General features: G+C 35.3%; 6 protein-coding genes and 1 pseudogene. All 7 read left to right on the top strand.

Features of this window, described 5'->3' with window-relative positions:
• Window positions 1-176: 176 nt before the first annotated feature.
• The 7 genes and pseudogenes from rpoB to H1R17_RS14245 all read left to right on the top strand — a co-directional run bounded on the left by rpoB (window position 177) and on the right by H1R17_RS14245 (window position 22,315).
• Entirely contained in the window at window positions 177-3,989 is a 3,813-nt protein-coding gene (gene rpoB / locus H1R17_RS02425; protein WP_163432573.1) for a DNA-directed RNA polymerase subunit beta, read from the top strand.
• Between the two features lie 243 nt (window positions 3,990-4,232).
• A complete protein-coding gene (gene rpoC / locus H1R17_RS02420; protein ID WP_163432579.1) occupies window positions 4,233-8,522 on the top strand; it encodes a DNA-directed RNA polymerase subunit beta' in 4,290 nt (1,429 codons plus the stop codon).
• A gap of 202 nt (window positions 8,523-8,724) precedes the next feature.
• On the top strand, window positions 8,725-14,838 hold the full coding sequence (locus H1R17_RS02415; protein WP_181729246.1) for a glycine-rich protein: 6,114 nt from the start codon (window positions 8,725-8,727) through the stop codon (window positions 14,836-14,838).
• A gap of 52 nt (window positions 14,839-14,890) precedes the next feature.
• Window positions 14,891-19,351, top strand: coding sequence for a T9SS type A sorting domain-containing protein (locus tag H1R17_RS02410; RefSeq protein ID WP_163433148.1), 4,461 nt, complete (start codon window positions 14,891-14,893; stop codon window positions 19,349-19,351).
• Between the two features lie 315 nt (window positions 19,352-19,666).
• Window positions 19,667-20,665, top strand: coding sequence for a pyruvate dehydrogenase (acetyl-transferring) E1 component subunit alpha (gene pdhA, locus H1R17_RS02405; protein WP_163433147.1), 999 nt, complete (start codon window positions 19,667-19,669; stop codon window positions 20,663-20,665).
• Window positions 20,666-20,668: 3 nt separating this feature from the next.
• Window positions 20,669-21,542, top strand: a pseudogene (locus tag H1R17_RS14250) (biotin/lipoyl-containing protein); the annotation flags it as partial.
• Between the two features lie 107 nt (window positions 21,543-21,649).
• On the top strand, window positions 21,650-22,315 hold the full coding sequence (locus H1R17_RS14245; RefSeq protein ID WP_370520247.1) for a dihydrolipoamide acetyltransferase family protein: 666 nt from the start codon (window positions 21,650-21,652) through the stop codon (window positions 22,313-22,315).
• Window positions 22,316-22,394: the final 79 nt, after the last annotated feature.

Below are 22,394 nucleotides of genomic sequence, written 5' to 3'. Positions count from 1 at the left end.
TCACTCTCAATGGCCTAAACCATTTTGCATATAAATAATAATCAGTAACGAAGACAAAGGTAAACACTTTCCTAGTTTGCTTTTAAGATGTATTGATTACTTACAATTAGGAAGTATTATATAGCTGTGTTTTTACACAAACAATTACTTTTTTAAATCCAAAATTTTATTCATTAATGATTACAAATCATACTGAAAGATTAAATTTTGCCTCTACGAAAAATATCCCAAACTATCCAGATTTCTTGGATATTCAGGTAAAATCGTTTAAAGATTTTTTTCAATTAGAAACGAAATCAGAAGAAAGAGGTAACGAAGGTTTGTACAAAACCTTTATGGAGAATTTCCCAATTACGGATACACGCAACCAATTCGTTTTGGAATTTTTAGACTATTTCGTTGATCCTCCTCGTTATTCAATTGAAGAGTGTATTGATAGAGGTTTAACATACAGTGTTCCTCTTAAAGCACGTTTAAAATTATATTGTACCGATCCTGAGCACGAAGATTTTGAAACTATTGTACAAGACGTTTATTTAGGTACTATTCCTTACATGACCCCAAGTGGTACGTTTGTAATTAATGGTGCAGAGCGTGTTGTAGTTTCACAATTACACCGTTCGCCAGGGGTATTCTTCGGTCAATCTTTCCACGCAAATGGTACTAAGTTATATTCTGCACGTATTATTCCATTCAAAGGTTCTTGGATTGAGTTTGCTACAGATATTAACAGTGTAATGTATGCGTACATTGATCGTAAGAAAAAATTACCTGTAACTACTTTATTCCGTGCAATTGGTTTTGAAAGAGATAAGGACATCCTTGAAATTTTTGACCTTGCAGAAGAAGTAAAAGTATCTAAAACAGGTTTAAAAAAATACATTGGTCGTAGATTAGCTGCGCGTGTATTAAATATCTGGCACGAAGATTTCGTGGATGAAGATACTGGAGAGGTTGTAACAATTCCTCGTACAGAGATCATCTTAGATCGTGACATTGTTTTAGATAAAGACAATGTTGAAGAAATTATTGAAGCTGACGTTAAAACTATTCTTTTACATAAAGAAGATAGTAACTTGGCCGATTATACGATTATTCATAACACACTTCAAAAAGATCCAACAAACTCGGAGAAAGAAGCTGTTGAATACATCTACCGTCAATTAAGAAACGCATTACCTCCTGATGAAGAAACAGCAAGAGGTATCATAGATAAATTATTCTTCTCAGACCAACGTTACAACTTAGGTGATGTAGGTCGTTATAGAATGAACAAAAAATTAGGATTAGATACACCAATTGACAAACAAGTTTTAACAAAAGAAGATATTATCACTATTGTTAAATACTTAATTGAGTTAATTAATTCTAAAGCAGAGATTGATGATATTGACCACTTATCAAACCGTCGTGTACGTACAGTAGGTGAGCAGTTATCAGCTCAGTTTGGTGTTGGTTTGGCACGTATGGCGCGTACTATTCGCGAGCGTATGAATGTACGTGATAACGAGGTGTTTACACCAATTGATTTGATTAATGCTAAAACATTATCATCGGTTATCAACTCATTCTTCGGAACCAACCAGTTATCTCAGTTCATGGATCAAACCAATCCATTAGCAGAGATTACACACAAACGTCGTTTATCAGCCTTAGGACCAGGTGGTCTTTCTCGTGAAAGAGCAGGTTTTGAGGTTCGTGACGTTCACTATACACACTACGGTCGTTTATGTCCAATTGAAACTCCTGAGGGACCAAACATTGGATTAATTTCGTCTTTAGCGGTGTATGCAAAAGTAAATAACATGGGATTCATTGAAACACCTTACCGTAAAGTAAGCAACGGTGTTTTACAAATTAATGAAGCTCCTGTATATTTATCAGCAGAAGAAGAAGAAGAGAAATTAATTGCACAAGCAACCATTAATGTTGCTAAAGATGGAACTATTGAAGACGAAAGAGTAGTTGCAAAACAAGATGCCGATTTCCCAGTGGTTGAACCAAAAGAGTTGAACTATGCCGACGTTGCGCCTAACCAAATTGCATCTATTTCTGCATCGTTAATTCCGTTCTTAGAGCATGATGATGCTAACCGTGCATTGATGGGATCAAACATGATGCGTCAGGCAGTACCTTTATTACGTCCAGAATCTCCAATTGTGGGTACTGGATTAGAAAAACAAGTTGCTACCGATTCTCGTGTTTTAATTAATGCCGAAGGTGAAGGTGAAGTAATTTACGTAGATGCTCAAAAAATTACGATTAAATACGATCGTACCGATGATGAGCGTTTAGTAAGTTTTGATGCTGATGAAAAAACATACAACTTAATTAAGTTCCGTAAAACCAACCAAAGTACATCTATCAACTTAAAACCAATTGTTCGCAAAGGTGACCGCGTTACTAAAGGACAAGTTTTATGTGAAGGTTATGCTACACAAAATGGTGAGTTGGCATTAGGACGTAACTTACAAGTTGCTTTCATGCCTTGGAAAGGTTATAACTTTGAGGATGCAATTGTAATTTCTGAGCGTGTTGTACGTGATGATATTTTTACGTCTATCCACATTGATGATTATACATTAGAAGTACGTGATACTAAATTAGGATCTGAAGAGTTAACTAACGATATTCCTAACGTTTCTGAAGAGGCTACTAAAGACTTAGATGAAAACGGTATGATTCGTATTGGTGCTGAAGTAAAACCTGGCGATATCTTAATTGGTAAAATTACACCTAAAGGAGAATCAGACCCAACTCCAGAAGAAAAATTATTACGTGCTATCTTTGGTGACAAAGCAGGTGATGTTAAAGATGCTTCATTAAAAGCTTCTCCATCATTACGCGGTGTTGTTTTAGATAAAAAGTTATTTGCTCGTGCAGTAAAAGATAAACGCAAACGTTCTAAAGATAAAGAGGATATTGCTTTATTAGATACGCAATTTGAAGTGAAATTCAACGAGTTAAAAGATCGTTTAGTAGATAAATTATTCCACTTAGTAAACGGTAAAACATCTCAAGGTGTTATGAACGATTTAGGTGAAGAAGTATTACCAAAAGGTAAAAAATTCACTTTAAAAATGTTACATGCTATTGAAGATTTTACACATTTAACTAAAGGACAATGGACTACTGATGATCATACAAACGAAATGATCACCGATTTAATTCACAACTATAAAATTAAATTAAACGATATTCAAGGAGTTTTACGCCGTGAGAAGTTTATGATTACAGTTGGGGATGAATTACCATCAGGTATCTTAAAATTAGCAAAAGTTTACATTGCTAAAAAACGTAAGTTACGTGTAGGTGATAAAATGGCGGGTCGTCACGGTAACAAAGGTATTGTTGCTAAAATCGTTCGTGATGAAGACATGCCTTTCTTAGAAGACGGAACACCTGTTGATATCGTATTAAATCCACTTGGGGTACCTTCTCGTATGAACATCGGTCAGATTTATGAAACCGTGTTAGGATGGGCAGGTAAAAAATTAGGTAAAAAATACGCAACACCAATTTTTGATGGTGCTTCATTAGAAGAAATCAATGCATTAACAGATGAGGCTGGTGTACCACGTTTTGGTCACACATACTTATATGATGGTGGTACAGGTGAGCGTTTTGACCAAAAAGCTACAGTGGGTGTAATTTACATGTTGAAATTAGGACACATGGTAGATGATAAAATGCACGCACGTTCTATTGGTCCTTACTCTTTAATTACGCAACAACCATTAGGTGGTAAAGCGTTATTTGGAGGTCAGCGTTTTGGAGAGATGGAGGTTTGGGCTCTTGAAGCTTATGGTGCATCTGCTACATTACGTGAGATATTGACTGTTAAATCGGATGACGTTATTGGTAGAGCTAAAACGTACGAGGCAATCGTAAAAGGTGAACCAATGCCAGAACCAGGATTACCAGAATCTTTCAATGTATTAATGCATGAATTAAAAGGTCTTGGTTTAGATATCAGATTAGAAGAATAAATTAAAATTAAAGTAATCAGTTCAGATTTTATGCTGAACTGATTACCTATTTATAAAGTTTTTAAGATTTATACCCGTAAACCGTTCCGATTTTTTATAAGAAATTATAACTAGCACTTCACGATAGGCATCTGAAGTTTAGAGAAGTAATCCGAGGTAGTGTTTAAGTCATAAAGTCAAACAACTTTTAACTTAAATAAGAATCAATTTTTAATTGCAAATAAATCAATAGTAAAAACTATGATGAATAAGAATAAAGATAATAATACCGTAAAAAGATTTAATAAAATCTCTATCGGATTAGCATCACCTGAATCAATTCTAGCTGAATCAAGAGGTGAGGTTTTAAAACCAGAAACAATTAACTATCGTACGCACAAACCAGAGCGCGATGGTTTATTCTGTGAGCGTATTTTTGGTCCTGTTAAGGATTATGAGTGTGCTTGTGGTAAATATAAAAGAATTCGCTACAAAGGTATCGTTTGTGACCGTTGTGGTGTTGAAGTTACTGAGAAAAAAGTACGTCGTGATAGAGTAGGGCATATCAATTTAGTAGTGCCTATTGCACACATTTGGTATTTCCGTTCATTGCCAAACAAAATTGGTTATGTGTTAGGATTACCTTCTAAGAAATTAGATGAAATTATCTATTACGAAAAATACGTTGTAATTCAAGCTGGTGAGGCAAAACGCCCAGATGGTGAAGAATTAAAACGTTTAGATTTCCTTACAGAGAATGAGTATCTTGATATTTTAGATACACTTCCTATGGAAAATCAATATTTAGATGATCAAGATCCTAATAAATTCATCGCTAAAATGGGTGCTGAATGTATTATGGATTTATTAGAGCGTACCGATTTAGATGCTTTATCGTATCAATTACGTCACGCAGCTAATAACGAAACATCTAAACAACGTAAAACTGAGGCTTTAAAACGTTTACAAGTTGTTGAAGCTTTCCGTGAGTCTAATGAAAACCGCGAAAACCGTCCAGAGTGGATGATTTTAAAAGTGGTTCCAGTTATTCCGCCAGAATTACGTCCATTAGTGCCGCTTGATGGTGGTCGTTTTGCAACGTCAGATTTAAATGATTTATACCGTCGTGTAATCATCCGTAACAATCGTTTAAAACGATTAATGGAAATCAAAGCGCCTGAAGTAATCTTACGTAATGAAAAACGTATGTTACAAGAAGCGGTAGATTCATTATTTGATAACACACGTAAAGCAACAGCTGTTAAAACAGAATCTCAGCGTCCATTAAAATCGTTATCTGATTCGTTAAAAGGAAAGCAAGGTCGCTTCCGTCAAAACTTATTAGGTAAACGTGTAGATTACTCAGCTCGTTCGGTAATTGTCGTTGGTCCTGAATTAAAATTATACGAGTGTGGTCTTCCTAAAGATATGGCTGCTGAATTATACAAACCATTCGTTATTCGTAAGTTAATAGAGCGTGGAATTGTAAAAACAGTTAAGTCTGCTAAGAAAATCATCGATAAAAAAGAACCAGTTGTTTGGGATATCTTAGAAAACGTAATTAAAGGACATCCGGTATTATTAAACCGTGCTCCTACGTTACACCGTTTAGGTATTCAGGCATTCCAACCTAAATTAATCGAAGGAAAAGCAATTCGTTTACACCCATTAGTGTGTACGGCTTTCAACGCCGATTTTGATGGGGATCAAATGGCGGTGCACTTACCATTAGGACCAGAGGCTATTTTAGAGGCTCAGTTATTAATGTTAGCATCGCACAACATCTTAAACCCAGCAAATGGTGCGCCTATTACAGTACCTTCTCAGGATATGGTTTTAGGTCTTTACTATATGACCAAAATCCGTAGATCAACACCTGAATACGAAATCAAAGGTGAAGGTTTAACATTCTATTCTGTAGAAGAAGTACATATTGCGATTAACGAAGGCAGATTGAACTTAAATGCACCAGTAAAAGTACGTGCAAAAGATTTTAATGCAGAAGGTGAATTAGTTTACCAAATTATTGAAACATCAGCAGGACGTATCTTGTTTAACGAGGTAGTTCCAGAAGCAGCAGGTTACATCAATGAGGTATTAACTAAAAAATCGTTAAGAGATATTATCGGAAAAATTTTAGCAGTTACGGATGTTCCTACAACAGCTAAATTCTTAGACGATATGAAAGATATGGGATACGGATACGCATTTAGAGGTGGTTTATCATTCTCTTTAGGTGATATCAAAATTCCAGATCAAAAACAAGGAATGATTGATGATGCTAACGGACAAGTTGAAGGTATTACCATGAACTATAACATGGGTCTTATTACCAACAACGAGCGTTACAACCAAGTAATTGATGTTTGGACTTCAACAAATGCTATGTTAACAGAGTTAGCAATGAAAAACATTCGTGAAGATCAACAAGGATTTAACTCGGTATTCATGATGCTTGATTCTGGAGCGCGTGGATCTAAAGAGCAAATTCGTCAGTTAACAGGTATGCGTGGTTTGATGGCAAAACCTAAAAAATCGACAGCTTCAGGTGGAGATATTATCGAAAACCCAATTCTTTCGAACTTTAAAGAAGGTTTATCAATCTTAGAATACTTTATTTCAACGCACGGTGCACGTAAAGGTTTGGCCGATACGGCATTAAAAACAGCCGATGCTGGTTATTTAACACGTCGTTTACATGATGTTGCTCAAGATGTTATCATCAATTCAGAAGATTGTGGTACTTTAAGAGGAATTGAGTTTGAACCGTTGAAGAAAAACGAGGAAATTGTAGAATCATTAGGAGAACGCGTTTTAGGACGTATTGCTATTGATGATGTAGTGAATCCGTTAACAAATGATGTTATTGTTCCTGCAGGTGAAGTAATTAATGAAGCACATGCTGCTAAAATTAATGCATCGCCATTAGAGAAATTAGAAGTACGCTCTGCTTTAACATGTGAAGCTGAAACAGGTATTTGTGCAAAATGTTACGGACGTAACTTGGCATCAAACCGTATGGCACAATTAGGTGAGGCAGTAGGTGTTATTGCAGCACAATCAATTGGTGAGCCTGGTACGCAGTTAACCTTACGTACGTTCCACGTTGGGGGTACAGCAGGTAACATCTCTGAGGTTTCTACTATTACAACTAAATTCAAAGGTCGTTTAGAGATCGAAGATTTAAAAGTTGTTAAAGGAGAGGATGCTGAAGGAAATGAAATTGATATCGTAATTTCTCGTTCAACTGAGTTGAAATTAGTTGATTTAAATACAGGAATTGTTTTAAATACACATTACATCCCTTACGGATCATCTATTTATGTGAAAGATAAAGAAGTGGTTGAAGAAGGAACTGTAATATGTAAATGGGACCCTTATAACGGGGTAATTGTATCTGAATTTACAGGTAAAGTTGCGTACGAAGACATCGAGCAAAACCAAACATTTATGGTTGAGATTGATGAACAAACAGGTTTCCAAGAAAAAGTAATTACAGAATCTAGAAATAAAAAATTAGTTCCTACTTTGTTAATTTATAACAAAGATGGTGAATTAGTACGTTCTTACAACTTACCAGTAGGTGCTCACTTAATGGTTAACGATGGCGAGAAAATTAAAGCAGGTAAAGTATTAGTGAAAATTCCACGTAAATCTTCTAAAGCAGGGGATATTACAGGAGGTTTACCACGTATTACAGAGTTGCTTGAGGCTCGTAACCCATCAAATCCATCAGTAGTTGCAGAAATTGACGGAGTTGTATCGTTTGGTAAAATTAAACGTGGTAACCGTGAAATCATTGTTACACCTAAAACAGGTGAAGATGATGCACGTAAGTACTTGGTAAAATTATCAAACCAGATTCTAGTTCAAGAGAACGATTACATCAAAGCAGGTTTGCCATTGTCTGATGGAGCAATTACACCAGATGATATTTTAAGAATTCAAGGACCATCGGCTGTTCAACAGTATTTGGTAAACGAAATTCAAGAAGTATACCGTTTACAAGGGGTAAAAATCTCTGATAAACACTTTGAGGTGGTTATTCGTCAAATGATGCGTAAAGTACAAATTCAAGATTCTGGTGATACTTTATTCTTAGAAGAACAATTAATTCACAAAGATGATTTCATCCGTGAAAATGATCGTTTATTCGGAATGAAGGTGGTAGAAGATGCAGGTGATTCGTCTAACTTAAAAGAAGGGCAAATTGTTTCAGTACGCGAATTAAGAGACGAAAACTCTATTTTACGTAGAGAAGATCGTAACTTAGTAGTAGCGCGTGATGTAATTCCTGCAACAGCAACACCAGTATTACAAGGTATTACACGTGCATCGTTACAAACAAAATCGTTTATTTCAGCAGCATCATTCCAAGAAACAACAAAAGTATTAAACGAAGCAGCAGTAGCTGGTAAAGTTGATAACTTATCTGGATTGAAAGAAAACGTAATTGTTGGTCATAGAATTCCTGCAGGTACAGGTATGCGTGTATACGATCATATTTTAGTAGGTACTAAAGAAGAAAAACAAGAAGTAGATTTAAATTTTTAATTTAGATTTTCAAAAGTTTTTTAAATAGATGTAAAAAGCCACTCAAATTTTTGAGTGGCTTTTTTTGTGTTAAAACCTTGATGTAATCAATAAAAAACAAGTATTGTATAGTTAAAGTTAAAAAATAACTAAAATTTTATTAAATTATTCAGAAAAAATATTTAAGTTTATAGCTCAATTGACTAATTATAAATTATTTTTTATGAAAAAAACTACACAATTTAAGATTCGGTGGTTAAGCTTAGGTAGCTTAATTTTATTGATGATTGCATTGTTTATGCCTAATATGAGTATGTGGGCTCAGACTTATACTTATACGGGATCTGTACAAACAGTAACACTTCCTGCTGGCTCTTATCAAATAGAAATGTGGGGCGCAAATGGAGGGGGAACACAAGGTGGTATTGGGGGCTATTCAAAAGGTGAATTTGCTCATACTGGTGGAACTTTATATATTGTAGTTGGTGGCGCTGGAGGAACTGGTGGTATTCCCTCTGATTTAAATGGAGGATATAATGGTGGTGGAGCTAGACCAAATCCAGGTGGAGCAACTCGTGGATCTGGTGGTGGAGCTACGCATATTTCTAAATCAACTGGATTATTATCAGACGCTACGGTGCGTAGTAATATTGTTATAGTTGCTGGCGGTGCAGGTGGCGGTTCTAATGCTGGTACTGGTGTTGGAGGTGGTGGTGGTGTTACTGGTGCTAATAGTAATGGGCCTGATCCAGGGCAAGGCGGAACTCAGACAGCAGGTGGTGTTGCGGGAGCTGGAACTTCTGGTTCTCCAGGTACAGCAGGTCAAGGGGGGCAATCCCTTGATATGGCAGGAGCTGGAGGTGGCGGATGGTATGGCGGTGGAGCTGGAGGCGGAAGTATTATGGGTAATACTGGTAATGGTGGTGGAGGTGGTTCTGGTTATGTTGGAGGCTTAGGTGTTACCAATGGTATTACATTACTACACACACAACCAGGTTTTGTGGTAAACCCAGATACCTCAGGTAATGGTTTGGTTGTGATTAAGTCATTAATACCTTGCACTGGTACTCCAACTGTAGGTACGGCATCAGCTACTACAAGAGTGTGTGCTAGTCAACCTTTTATATTGTCTGTGTCTGGAGCTACAATGGGAGGAGGGCTTATTTATCAATGGCAAAGTGCAACTTCTACAACAGGACCTTGGATAGATATTAATGGGGCATCAGGCTTTTCATATACAGAAACAAACCAAACAGGTACTACTTATTATCGTTTTGTGGTAACTTGTACTAATAGCAATAGTATGGTTACATCTAATATTGTTAATGTTACACAACCAGCAGCAACTGGAGTTTTTTATGAAAATTTTGATGCTGTAACAACAGGGACTTCTACAAACAATACTGTTCCAACCTGTTGGACTTATTTAAATAAAGCGGCTTCTGGATATGGCTATACAACAACAACGGCTGCAAGAACAGGAAAAGGCTTTTATACATATAGACCTTCTACAACTGGAGAAATGTTGTTGATATCACCTCAGACAGATAACTTAGGTAACGGTACAAAGCAAGTTCGTTTTTGGGCAAAAGCAAGTTCGTCAACGTATGTTCCAACTCAAAATTTGGGAGTTTATACTATGGATGGTGTAACAGCTACTGCTACATTAACTTTGGTACAAAACAATATGCCATTAACAGATGTTTGGCAAGAATTTATTGTGCCTTTGCCAACAACAACAGATGATTATTTTGCTTTTTCATTTGATAGTAAAAATGGAACAACATATGTATATTTAGATGATGTATATTATGAAGATTTATCTCCTTGTATTTTCCCAATGAATTTGAAGGTTAGTGCTATAACACAAACTTCAGCAACAATATCTTGGGATGCATCTAAAGCAACAGGTGTTACGGGTTATGAATATGAGATTCGTACCTCTGGAGCAGCTGGTTCTGGAGCAACTGGTTTAGAGCAAACAGGAGCTGTAAATGCACCTGCAACATCTGTAAATATTACTAATCTATCTGCTTCAACTTCTTATATTGTTTATGTTCGTAGTAAGTGTGGTACCTCTAATGGTGCTTGGACACCTTACCCAATTAAATTTAATACAGTGTGTGGTGTAGTAACTGGTAATTTCTTTGAAGGCTTTGAAAATACGGCTGTTGGTAGTTCATCTAATATAACCTATCCTTTATGTTGGACCTATATTAATACAGTTACACCAACAACTTCGGCTTATGGATGTGTTAATACAAATGCTAAAAACACTGGAAATAACGGTTTTTATACCTATAGAAGTTCTACGGCTACAGCTAATGGAGATTTGTTGTTAATTTCGCCAGAAACTGATAATTTAGGTAACGGAGGAAAACGTCTTCGTTTCTGGGCTAAAGTTTCTGCTACCAGTTATTCACCTAAGTTTGAAATTTACACGATGGATGGTAACACAGTTACTGCTAACAAAACATTGTTAAAAACAATTAATTTAACAACTAATTATACAGAATATATTGTATACTTACCTGTAAGTACTACAGATGATTATTTTGCATTTTCGTTTGACAGAGTTGGAGCTGCTTCTTATGTTTATCTTGATGATGTTTATTACGAAGACGCACCAAGCTGTAGACCAATTGATGATGATGCTATAAAAATTACTAATGTATCTAAAAACTCAGTTGATATTTCTTGGCAAGATTTATTTAATTTTAACCCCGTAGCATATGAAGTAGAAGTTCGTGCTACAGGTAATCCTGGTACACCAGGCGCTGCATTTATAGGAACAACAGCAGTAGGTGTGACAAATATTATAGCAACAGGATTATCAGCTTCTACACAATATAAGGTGTATATTCGTTCTATCTGTTCTACTACTGATAAAAGTGATTGGACTCAAGCACAAATTAGCCCAACAACATTATGTGACTATCCTGATTTTATTTCAGGAGATGGAGCAACAACAATTTGCGGTAGTCAATCTATTGATTTAACAGCAACATATGATAAGGGTATTGTTTACTGGTATGATGGCTCTGATCCAACAACTTCAAACTTAGTGCATACCGGTTCTGTATTTACAACTCCAGTAATAAGCAATAATACTAGTTATTGGCACTATGCTGCAAATACTGCTGCAACTGCTCCAATTACTGTAGGTCCTGTAAATCCTAATGCTGTGAGTGCCTCGCAAGATGCTTGGACCATCGGTTGGAATGTACTATTTACAGTTCATCAATCAACTAATTTAAATACGATAGATATTTTTCCTGTAAATTCAAATGAAACGGGAGCTATTCAGATTAGACAAGGAGGTACTGCTTCTTCAACACCGCAAGGGACTTTATTAAAGACTGTTAATTATACAACTTCGGTTAGTGGAGGTGCAACTCCTCAAAAAATTACTATAGATATTGACTTACCACCAGGTACATATAATTTACATCCTGTTTTGCCATCATCTGGATTACGTAGAAATACTGCTGGTGCATCATATCCTTATGCCTCATCTGTTGCTTCTATAACAGGAAATGGATATTTAGCGTCTTATTATATGGGCTTTTATAATTGGCTTTTTAAAGCTCCTGTTTGTAGTTCTCCAATGACTGAAGTAGCTATTACCGTAGCGCCAAAGCCATTATTTGATTTATCAACAGATAAGGTAAGTTCATGTGATGGAAATGCATCTAGTTCTGTACGTGTAGTAACCAATTTAGGAGGATATGATACTTTTACCTGGAGTCCTAGTACAGGAGTAAATGGCGATGCTGTAAATGGTTGGACATTTAGTACAACACAAGAGCAAGAATATACTTTAGTAGCAAGCCAGTCAAATGGTATTTGTGAATTTGAGAAGAAAGTTTATGTTTATGCTAGTGAGAAACCAGAAGCGTTAATAAGCTTACCAAGTACAATAGATTTATGTAAAGATGTAGTAGAGGAGATAAAAGTATTAGAGACTTTACCACCTCATGTAACTGTAGGTACAGCACGTACTACTACAGCAGGAACAAGTAATGTGTCTGCATTTGTACAAAGTGCGGTTTATTCAAAACAGCAATATATTTATAGTGCGGCAGAGTTAATGGCGCAAGGAATTACGGGGTCTGGATATATTAAAGATTTATCATTTGAGACCTTAGATTCAGGCGCAAGTTTAAGTAATCCAAGATATACAATTAAGATGATGGCTACTAATAATACATCGTTTGGAACCAATAATTTTATATCAGGAAATTTATCAACGGTTTATTCAAAAGAGAATCATACCCATATTTTCCAAGGATTACAAACGGTAGTTTTAGATAATCCATTTTATTGGGATGGACAATCAAATATATTAGTAGAGGTAACCCAAGAAGGGGCAGGAAGTGGAAATAATGCGCAAACATACTACCATACTGTAGCAGGTGTAAATGTAGGAATGAGTGCAAGTAGTGCTACTAATGCAAATCCATCTATAGGAGTTCCAACCACAAGTCGATTAAATGTACGATTTGGATTAGGGCAATCAACAGTTACTTGGTCACCTTCTAGTAATTTGTATTTAGATGCAGCAGCAACAATACCTTATACAGCTGGATCATCAGCTACAAAAGTATATGTAGTTTCAAGTGCTAATATGAACCAAGTTTATAATGCTGTTTTAACAGGATTAAATGGCTGTTCTACTACTAAGGCTATAACAGTAAATGTAACTAGTGTACCAGCACCAGTTGTGGCAGATCAAGTGTTTTGCCAGGCTACATCTACAAGTAATGTAGTTGTAACGGGTGTTCCTAATGGTGGAAGTTTGTTGTTTTTTAACAACACAACTACCCAAATACCAATAAATACTATTTCACAAACGGGTACTTACTATGTAGAAAGTGTCTTAAATAATTGTAAATCGGTTCGTATACCATTTAATGTTACTATAACTACATTGTCTTTACCAACAGCAGCTTTTAATCAGTTTGCTTGCGGAACAGGAACAGTAGCAGATTTAAAAGCAAGTGGTGTTTCAGGGTCACAAATAAACTGGTATAGTTCAGTAACATCAACCACAGCATTGCCATTAACACAGGCTTTGGTAAATAATACAACGTATTATGCGGCTCAAGTTTTAGGATCATGTGAATCAGGACGTGTAGCGGTATTGGTAAGTGTAGGTAGTGCACCAGCGGCATTAACAGCTCAAACAATATCTATTTGTGGAAGTATAAATTATGGAAACGTTAGTTTAAATCAGTTGCCAGGCTCAGAATTGGTATGGTATCCATCTGCAAGTTCACAAACACCAATACCAAATACAAATTCAGTTGTAAATGGTACCTATTATGTGTCACAAAAGATCAATGGATGTGAATCTGCACGTGTTCAAATAGTTGCAACCGCACAAGGTAGTGTGCCAGCGCCAACAGCAGGTATTCAAAATATTTGCGGTAGTGGTACAGTGGCGCAATTAGTGGCTCAAATTTTACCAAATGCTACAGCAGAATGGTATTCAAATGCTACATCAACAAGTCCATTAGCATTAAATACACCATTAGTTAGTGGTACCTATTATTTGGCACAGCGTGTAGATAATTGTTTATCAGTAAAAATAGCAGTGGCAGTTCGTGTAATAAACACCAGTTCGCCATCAGTTGGTTCATTTACCTTATGTGAGGGGGCAACGGTTGCTAATTTGGCAATAGTTGCACCAACAGGTACTACGTATAAATGGTACTCAAATGCAACAAATACAACAGAGTTATTACCAACAGAAGTTTTAAAGAGTGGTTTTTATTTTGTGAGCAGTTCACAAGGCGGATGTGAATCAGGAAGAACTCAAGTTCAAGTAACGATTAACAGTCGTCCAAACAGCCCAACAGGAGTAACCCCACAAATTTTTAAAGATGTAGATTTCCCTGAAATAAGTAATCTAGTAATGAATCAACCAAATGTTGTTTGGTATGCTACATATGACGATGCAATGAAAGGGGTAAATCCATTACCACAAAACATGCCATTGGTAGATAAAACAACTTATTATGCAGTTATAATAGGATCAAACAGCTGTCCAAGTTTACCAACACCAATAGAAGTGCAAATTGTTTTAGGTGTAAATGATTTTGATTTAAGTAAATTAAATTACTATCCAAACCCAGTAAACGATGTGTTAACAATAAGTTATGTAGAAAACATAACAAGTGTATCGGTGTTTGATTTAAATGGAAGATTGGTTTTAACCAAGCAATTTGATAAAGAAACGGTTCAGTTAAACTTTTCAGATTTAAGTTCAGGTACTTATATGCTGAATGTTAAAACAAAAGAAAACAGCCAATTTATTAAAATTGTGAAAAAATAATTATAATTTAGCCAAGAGTAGAAATACTCTTGGTTTTACTAATTTATGTTTTATGAGAAAATATTTATTACTTTTAATTTTGTTAATGCCATGGATTAATTGGGGACAAATTAATCCGTATGCTATCAATTGGGATACAGCAACAACAGTAGGTTGGACATCTACAGGTGGTTCTATTTTTAATTTAACAAGTGTACTCCCTTGTCAAGGCTCACAATCTATTAGAGCAAGGCTGTATAGTGATGATAAATTTAATAATGTAATTTTAAAGTCAGGAAATTTAGGAGCTACTAAAGGTGGGTTAATAACCTTAACTTATGACTATAAGTGGTTACTTAATAATGGTAATATTATTATTAATCCGGTAGGTGCTGGGGGAAACAAATTAGATCTTAAATGGCAATGGTCTAATTACCCAAATGGTCCTTGGTATACATTTTCTACAATTGATGTAAGTAATCATGTAGTGTCTACTAGCTGTAGAAATGTATCAACATCTTTTACTCCTTACCAAGGAACTTCTTTGTATGTAAGGGTTCTGGTGTCTAATACAACAAATAATGATGATAATTTTATCTATCTAGATAATGTAAATATTAGTGAAGGAGCAGTTCCTACATGTAAAATGCCTATTGATGTAACAGTGACTAGTAAGACTGCTACTTCAATTAATTTTGAATGGAAAGCACCAACGCCAACTCCAGTTTCTTATGATTGGGAAGTAAGAGAATCTGGTGAACCAGGAACGCCGGGAGCTGTTGCTTCTAATAGAAATGTAACACAATTAACAGCTGGTGCTACGGGTTTAACAGGTGATAAAGTTTATAAGATTTATGTAAGAGCTAATTGTAGCTCAACAGATAGCAGTCTTTGGATAGGAATTGATGCAATGACATTTTGTAATTTTCCTACTTTAACCGTAAGTAATTATAACGTTTGTGGTATACAAGATGTAAGAATGAATGTTACATCTCCAGGAAGAGCGTTTTGGTTTGATGAGTCAGGGGCTTTAGTGCACCAAGGTACCAATAGTTATACTGAGCCTATGGTGACAGAGTCTAGAAAATTTGATGTTTTTTCTGGAGTTACAAATTCAACATCTAATCAAGAGATTATAATAGGAACTGGTGTTGGAACTGAGACTCCTGCTTCGCCTTTTAAAGATACAAAAGCAAATAAAGCTCAGTATATCTATCAAGCAAGTGAGTTGAGAGATGCAGGATTTTCTAAAGGTATTATTAAAACTTTTGGATTTAGACTTGGGAATACTGGAGGTACTTTGCAAAGAAATAATTTTACAATTCATATGGGGTTAACCGCTTTAGATGAATTTGTTACTACTGATTTTATACCTAATAATAGATTAACCGCAGTTAAGAATGCTGGAAATAAATTGTTAGTTGCAGGACAGGTTAATTGGGTTAAGTTAGATCGTCCTTTTATTTGGGATGGGTTTTCAAATATAGTTGTACAAATAACTTATAGTGATGTAGCAGCTCCTTCTTTAGCTTCAACTCAAATTCTGGCAACTACATTTACTTCAACAGGGTCAAATAGAGCTCTTTATTCAGGGCATGCAACAAATAGTTTAAATTTAATGTATGATGTTGCTACAGGAACCAGAAGTGTAATTAGAATGAATGGATATTTTGATATTTTAGATGGTTGTTTTGGAGAGGTAAAGACAGTAAATGTTACGTATAAAGATGCGCCAGATTTAATCCTGTCTTCAAATACTGTGAATAATTGTGTAGGATCTCCTAATCAAACTATTTATGCTTTAACAGGTGCAAATTTATATGACACTTATGAATGGAGTATAACTGATACAAATGATCCTGCTTTTAATGATAAAACGCATCCTGATCATCCAGATAATGCAATTGTAGGTGATCAAAATATAGGTTGGACTTTTAGCCCAACAAAAAACATTAGCTATACTTTAAAAGCTTCAAATACTGGAGGTGAACAGTGTGTTCTTACTCAAGATGTTACTGTTGAAATAAATCCAACTCCACAAATGTTGCAATTACAAAATGATTACACTTTGTGTTTTAACGATATTCAAGAATTAAAAGTAGATAATTTTACTAATGAGAAGCCAATTCAGCATTCTTTTAATGGAAACATGAATGGAGTGAGTATTGCAAATGGAAATGCTGGAGATGCAATAGTAAATGAAACAAGTTTGTTCTCGGAAGGAAATGGAAGTTTAAAAGTTACCCATAGTGCTCAAACTAACGCAACTGTTAACTTTGCAACTAGTATTAATATGATGAACGCAAAATCTATAGTAGTTGAGTTTGATCATATTGCTGTTTTACAAGCAAATAGTACTTCTGTTATGGATTATGGTTATGTTGAATACTCTATAGATAATGGAGCAACTTGGAAACCTTTTGCTATTGCTGATTATACTGGTGGCGCAAGTACTACTTTACCAATGCCTGTTGGACAAACTGGATTTCAAGGTATGTTTTTTACTAAGACATCTTATGCTGATTGGAATGGATTTGGACAAAGTACTATACCTACAAATACTGCTTGGAAAAGTGAAAAACTTGTTGTTCCTGCAAGCGAATTTACAGGTACAGGTACTTTTAAAGTAAGATTCAGAATTGGGGCTGATGGAAATACTCAATATACAGGTTGGTATATTGATAATGTAAGATTAACTCCAATAAATAAAAATACAGTTACTTGGACTCCTGTTGCTAATTTATATTATGATCAAAATGCTACTGTGCCATATGATGGTCTTGTAAATGCAGGAACATTATATTTGAAAGGTACTTCAAATAGCTTGAATGTACCTTATAAAGTAGAGTTAACTAGCGAGCATGGATGTAAGGCTAGTAAAGATTTTAATGTAACTATAGGTTTAAAAGAGTCTCCAGTTGTTCATGATATCAATAATTGTGGAATTGTTAATGTAGCAAATACAAATTTTGTTAAGAATCCAGATGGTGTTCTTAGCTATTTTGATAGTCCTACTTCTAATGTCCCAATTACTCAAATAACAACATCAGGTGTTTATTATGTAGAGCAATTAATATCTGGCTGTAAGTCAAATCGTGTTGCTTTTACAGTTGTAATTAGTCCAAATGCACCAGTGCCTACAGGATCACAATCTCAAGTTTTTTGTACTAGTTCAACTGTTAATGATTTACAGGTTAATGCTGTCTCTGGTTTTCAAATAAAATGGTATTCAACACCTACTGGAGGTTCACAAATAAGTGGAACAACACCAATTGCAAGTGGAGATTATTATGGAGAATTTGATAACGGAATTTGTTTTTCAAGCTCAAGATTGAAAGTTAGTGTTGTAGTAGGTGTTAAGCCAAATGCTATTGCAATTAATGATGTGTATATTTGTGGTATTTCTACAATAGCAGATATTAAATTGCCAACAACTACAGGAGCTACAGGTAAATGGTATCAAAATATTAATGATGCAAACTCTTTACCATCAACTACTGTGCTGAATACTGGGGTGTACTATATCTCTCAAGTTGTAGGCGGTTGTGAGTCAACACGTACAGCTGTAAATGTTTCTACAGTTCAAAATTTAACAATGCCTACAGCAGCTACAATTCAAACTTTTTGTGGTAGCGCAACTGTTGGAGATTTATTAGCATCAGGAATTGTTAATGGAGCAACTCCTAATTGGTATAGTTTTAGTACATCAGATACACCTTTAGCTAATTCAACACCTTTAACTAGTGGTACCTATTATGTAGGACAATCTATTGGAGAATGTGATTCACCTAGAAAGGCAGTTAGTGTTAGATTGTTAAGTGTTAACGCACCAGTTATTAATCCTATTAGTATATGTGGTGATGCTACAGTATCTTCTATACCTTTTGCTTCTATGCCAGGAGTAAGCTATAAAGTGTATGCAACATCTTTTGCAACTGTTGAAATGAATCAAAATGATGTAGTTAAAACAGGTACTTATTATGTATCTAAAGTTGAGACAGGATGTGAAACTGCTAAGGCTGCAGTTCAGATAACTGTTACGCCTAGACCATTAGCACCAACTGGAAATACAAATCAGACATTTGTAAATTATGCTGAAGTTAAAGAGTTGAAAACAAATGAGACTAATGTTATTTGGTTTGCTTCTTATAATGATGCTGTAAATAATCAAAATCAATTACCTATATACACTCCATTACAAGATGGTAAAACATATTACGGAGTGCTTATTACAACAAATGGTTGTGCAAGTTTACCTATTGCGGTTACTGTAACAATTACTTTAGGTGTTAATGATTTAGATTTAGCATCTTTAAAATATTATCCAAACCCAGTAGATTCTGAATTAACAGTTTCATACAAAGAAACAATTCAGTCTATTGAAGTGTATGATGTTTTAGGTAAGAAAGTAAAAACTCAGAAGTTTGATGCAAATGAAGTGAAATTAAATATTTCTCAATTATCTGCAGGAACTTATATGGTAAAAGTATTTACTCAAACAGGATCACAGTTCGTGAAAATTGTGAAACGTTAAAACAAATAAATATTATTATAAAAAAGGGAGCTATTTAAACAGCCCCCTTTTTTTATTTCATAACATTAAAGCAATATTAATTTAAAGTGTTTTCTGTTGTTAAATACGTTATTTGCATCAATGAAAGATCATGAAATTTTTTGATTCATTTCAGTGTGTGTGAAAGTCCTATTTATTAGGACTTTTTCATTTTCTAAAATTAATTTCCAACTTTAACTAAAAATAATATAATTTATTTTTTGTTCTACAAGCGATGTCTTATTTTTGCTTATAAACCCTGTAAACAAATTACAGTTTTTATTTCAATCCTATTTTATGAAAGAAATTACGAAAGAAGTATATTTAAAATGGTATGAAGACATGCTGTTTTGGCGTAAGTTTGAAGATAAACTTGCTGCTTTGTATATTCAACAAAAAGTAAGAGGATTCTTACATTTATATAATGGTCAGGAAGCTGTATTAGCAGGTGCTTTACACGCTATGGATTTATCAAAAGACAAAATGATTACAGCATACCGTAATCACGTACAGCCAATTGGTATGGGTGTTGATCCAAAAAAAATCATGGCTGAATTGCTCGGAAAAGCAACAGGAACATCACAAGGTTTAGGTGGTTCTATGCATATCTTTTCTAAAGAGCATGGTTTTTATGGAGGCCATGGAATTGTAGGAGCACAAATTCCTGTTGGTGCAGGAATGGCTTTTGCTGAAAAATACTTAGAAACAGGTGGCGTATCTTTAACCTATTTCGGTGATGGTGCTGCACGTCAAGGATCTTTACATGAGGCTTTTAATATGGCTATGTTATGGAAATTACCTGTGGTTTTTGTTTGTGAAAATAATGGTTACGCTATGGGAACTTCGGTTGAGCGTACTGCAAATCATACCGATGTTTGGAAATTAGGTTTAGGTTATGAAATGCCTTCTTATGCTGTAGACGGTATGAACCCTGTTAAGGTAGCAGAAGCAATGTACGATGCAATAGAGCGTGCTCGTAGAGGTGAAGGGCCAACCTTTTTAGAAATTAAAACGTATCGTTACCGTGGACATTCTATGTCTGATGCACAACATTATCGTACAAAAGAAGAGGTAGAAGAATACAAAAAAATAGATCCAATTACACAAGTGTTGGATGTAATTAAGGAAAATAATTGGGCAACTGAGGAAGAAATCGAAACAATTGATAATCGAGTTCGCGATTTAGTTGCTGAATGCGAGAAATTCGCTGAAGAATCACCATACCCAGAAACCAATGTGATGTATGATGTGGTTTACGATCAAGAAAATTATCCTTTCCTTTCACATAAATTATAAGTCATGGCAGAAATTATTACAATGCCTCGTTTAAGCGATACCATGACAGAAGGTACCGTAGCAACTTGGTTAAAAAAAGTGGGCGATAAAGTATCTGAAGGTGATATTTTAGCTGAAATTGAGACTGATAAAGCAACTATGGAGTTCGAGTCGTTTAACGCTGGAACCTTATTGTATATTGGTATTCAAGAGGGCGAAACTGCACCAGTTGATAGCGTTTTGGCAATTATCGGTAAAGAAGGTGAAGATTTTTCTGCTTTATTAAGTGGAAAACCAAACACTACCACTTCAAATACTGAAGTAAAAGAAGAAGCTCCAAAAGAGTCAACTTTGTCAAATGATCAAGAAAGTGATGTTACTGTTGCAGCAACACAACAAACTTCTATTCCTGCTGGTGTTGAGGTAATTACAATGCCTCGTTTAAGTGATACGATGACGGAAGGTACAGTAGCTACTTGGTTGAAAAAAGTAGGAGATAAAATTTCAGAAGGAGATATTTTAGCTGAAATTGAAACCGATAAAGCTACAATGGAGTTTGAATCGTTTTATTCTGGAACGTTATTGCATATTGGAATTCAAGAAGGTGAATCAGCACCAGTTGATAGTGTGTTAGCTATTGTTGGTCCTGCAGGAATTGATGTTTCTGGAATTATTTCGGGTAAAGTTGCGCCTACGGCTAATAAAACTGTTACGGAAGTAAAAGAAATGCCGAAAGCAGAAGCTGAAAAACCAGTTGAAATTACTTCTGTAAGCGGAGATCGTATTTTTGCTTCGCCATTGGCTAAGAAAATTGCGCAAGATAAAGGTATTGACTTATCGCAAGTAAAAGGTTCAGGTGAAAACGGACGCATTGTAAAAGGCGATGTAGAAAGTTTTACACCAAGTGCTCAAACATCTACTACAGTTACTGAAACTAAGCAAGAGGTTGCGCCAAAAGCAGCAGTTCAAACATTTGTAACAGCAGGTGAGGTTCGTTCAGAAGAAGTGAAAAACTCTCAAATGCGTAAAACAATTGCACGTCGTTTGGCAGAATCTAAATTCACAGCGCCACATTATTATTTAACAATCGAAATTAACATGGATAATGCTATGGAATCGCGTACGTTAATTAATTCGTTGCCAGAAACCAAAGTATCGTTTAATGATATGGTGGTAAAAGCATGTGCTATGGCGTTGAAAAAACATCCACAAGTAAATTCATCTTGGACCGATGCTGCAACCATTATTAATCATCATGTAAATGTTGGGGTGGCTGTTGCTGTGGAAGATGGATTGGTAGTGCCAGTTGTTAATCATACCGATTTATTAAGTTTAACTCAAATTGGTGCTGCAGTTAAAGATTTGGCTGGTAAAGCACGCAATAAAAAGTTACAGCCTAAAGAAATGGAAGGATCTACTTTCACCGTTTCTAACTTAGGTATGTTTGGTATCGAAGAGTTTACATCAATCATCAATCAACCAAATTCGGCTATTTTATCAGTAGGTGCCATTATTGAAAAACCTGTGGTTAAAAACGGTCAAATTGTAGTAGGTAACACTATGAAAGTAACATTAGCTTGCGATCATAGAACAGTTGATGGTGCTACCGGAGCTGCATTCTTACAAACATTAAAACATTTTATCGAAAATCCAGTAACTATGTTAGCATAATTGATTTTTGATTTACATACAACAACCCGTTTTGAATTTTTCAAGACGGGTTTTTTGTTACCTTTGTATAAAACCTTTT

The sequence above is a fragment of the Flavobacterium sp. xlx-214 genome, from assembly GCF_013874595.1.
Taxonomy (GTDB): Bacteria; Bacteroidota; Bacteroidia; order Flavobacteriales; family Flavobacteriaceae; genus Flavobacterium.
This window is presented reverse-complemented; position numbering and strand designations above follow the sequence as displayed.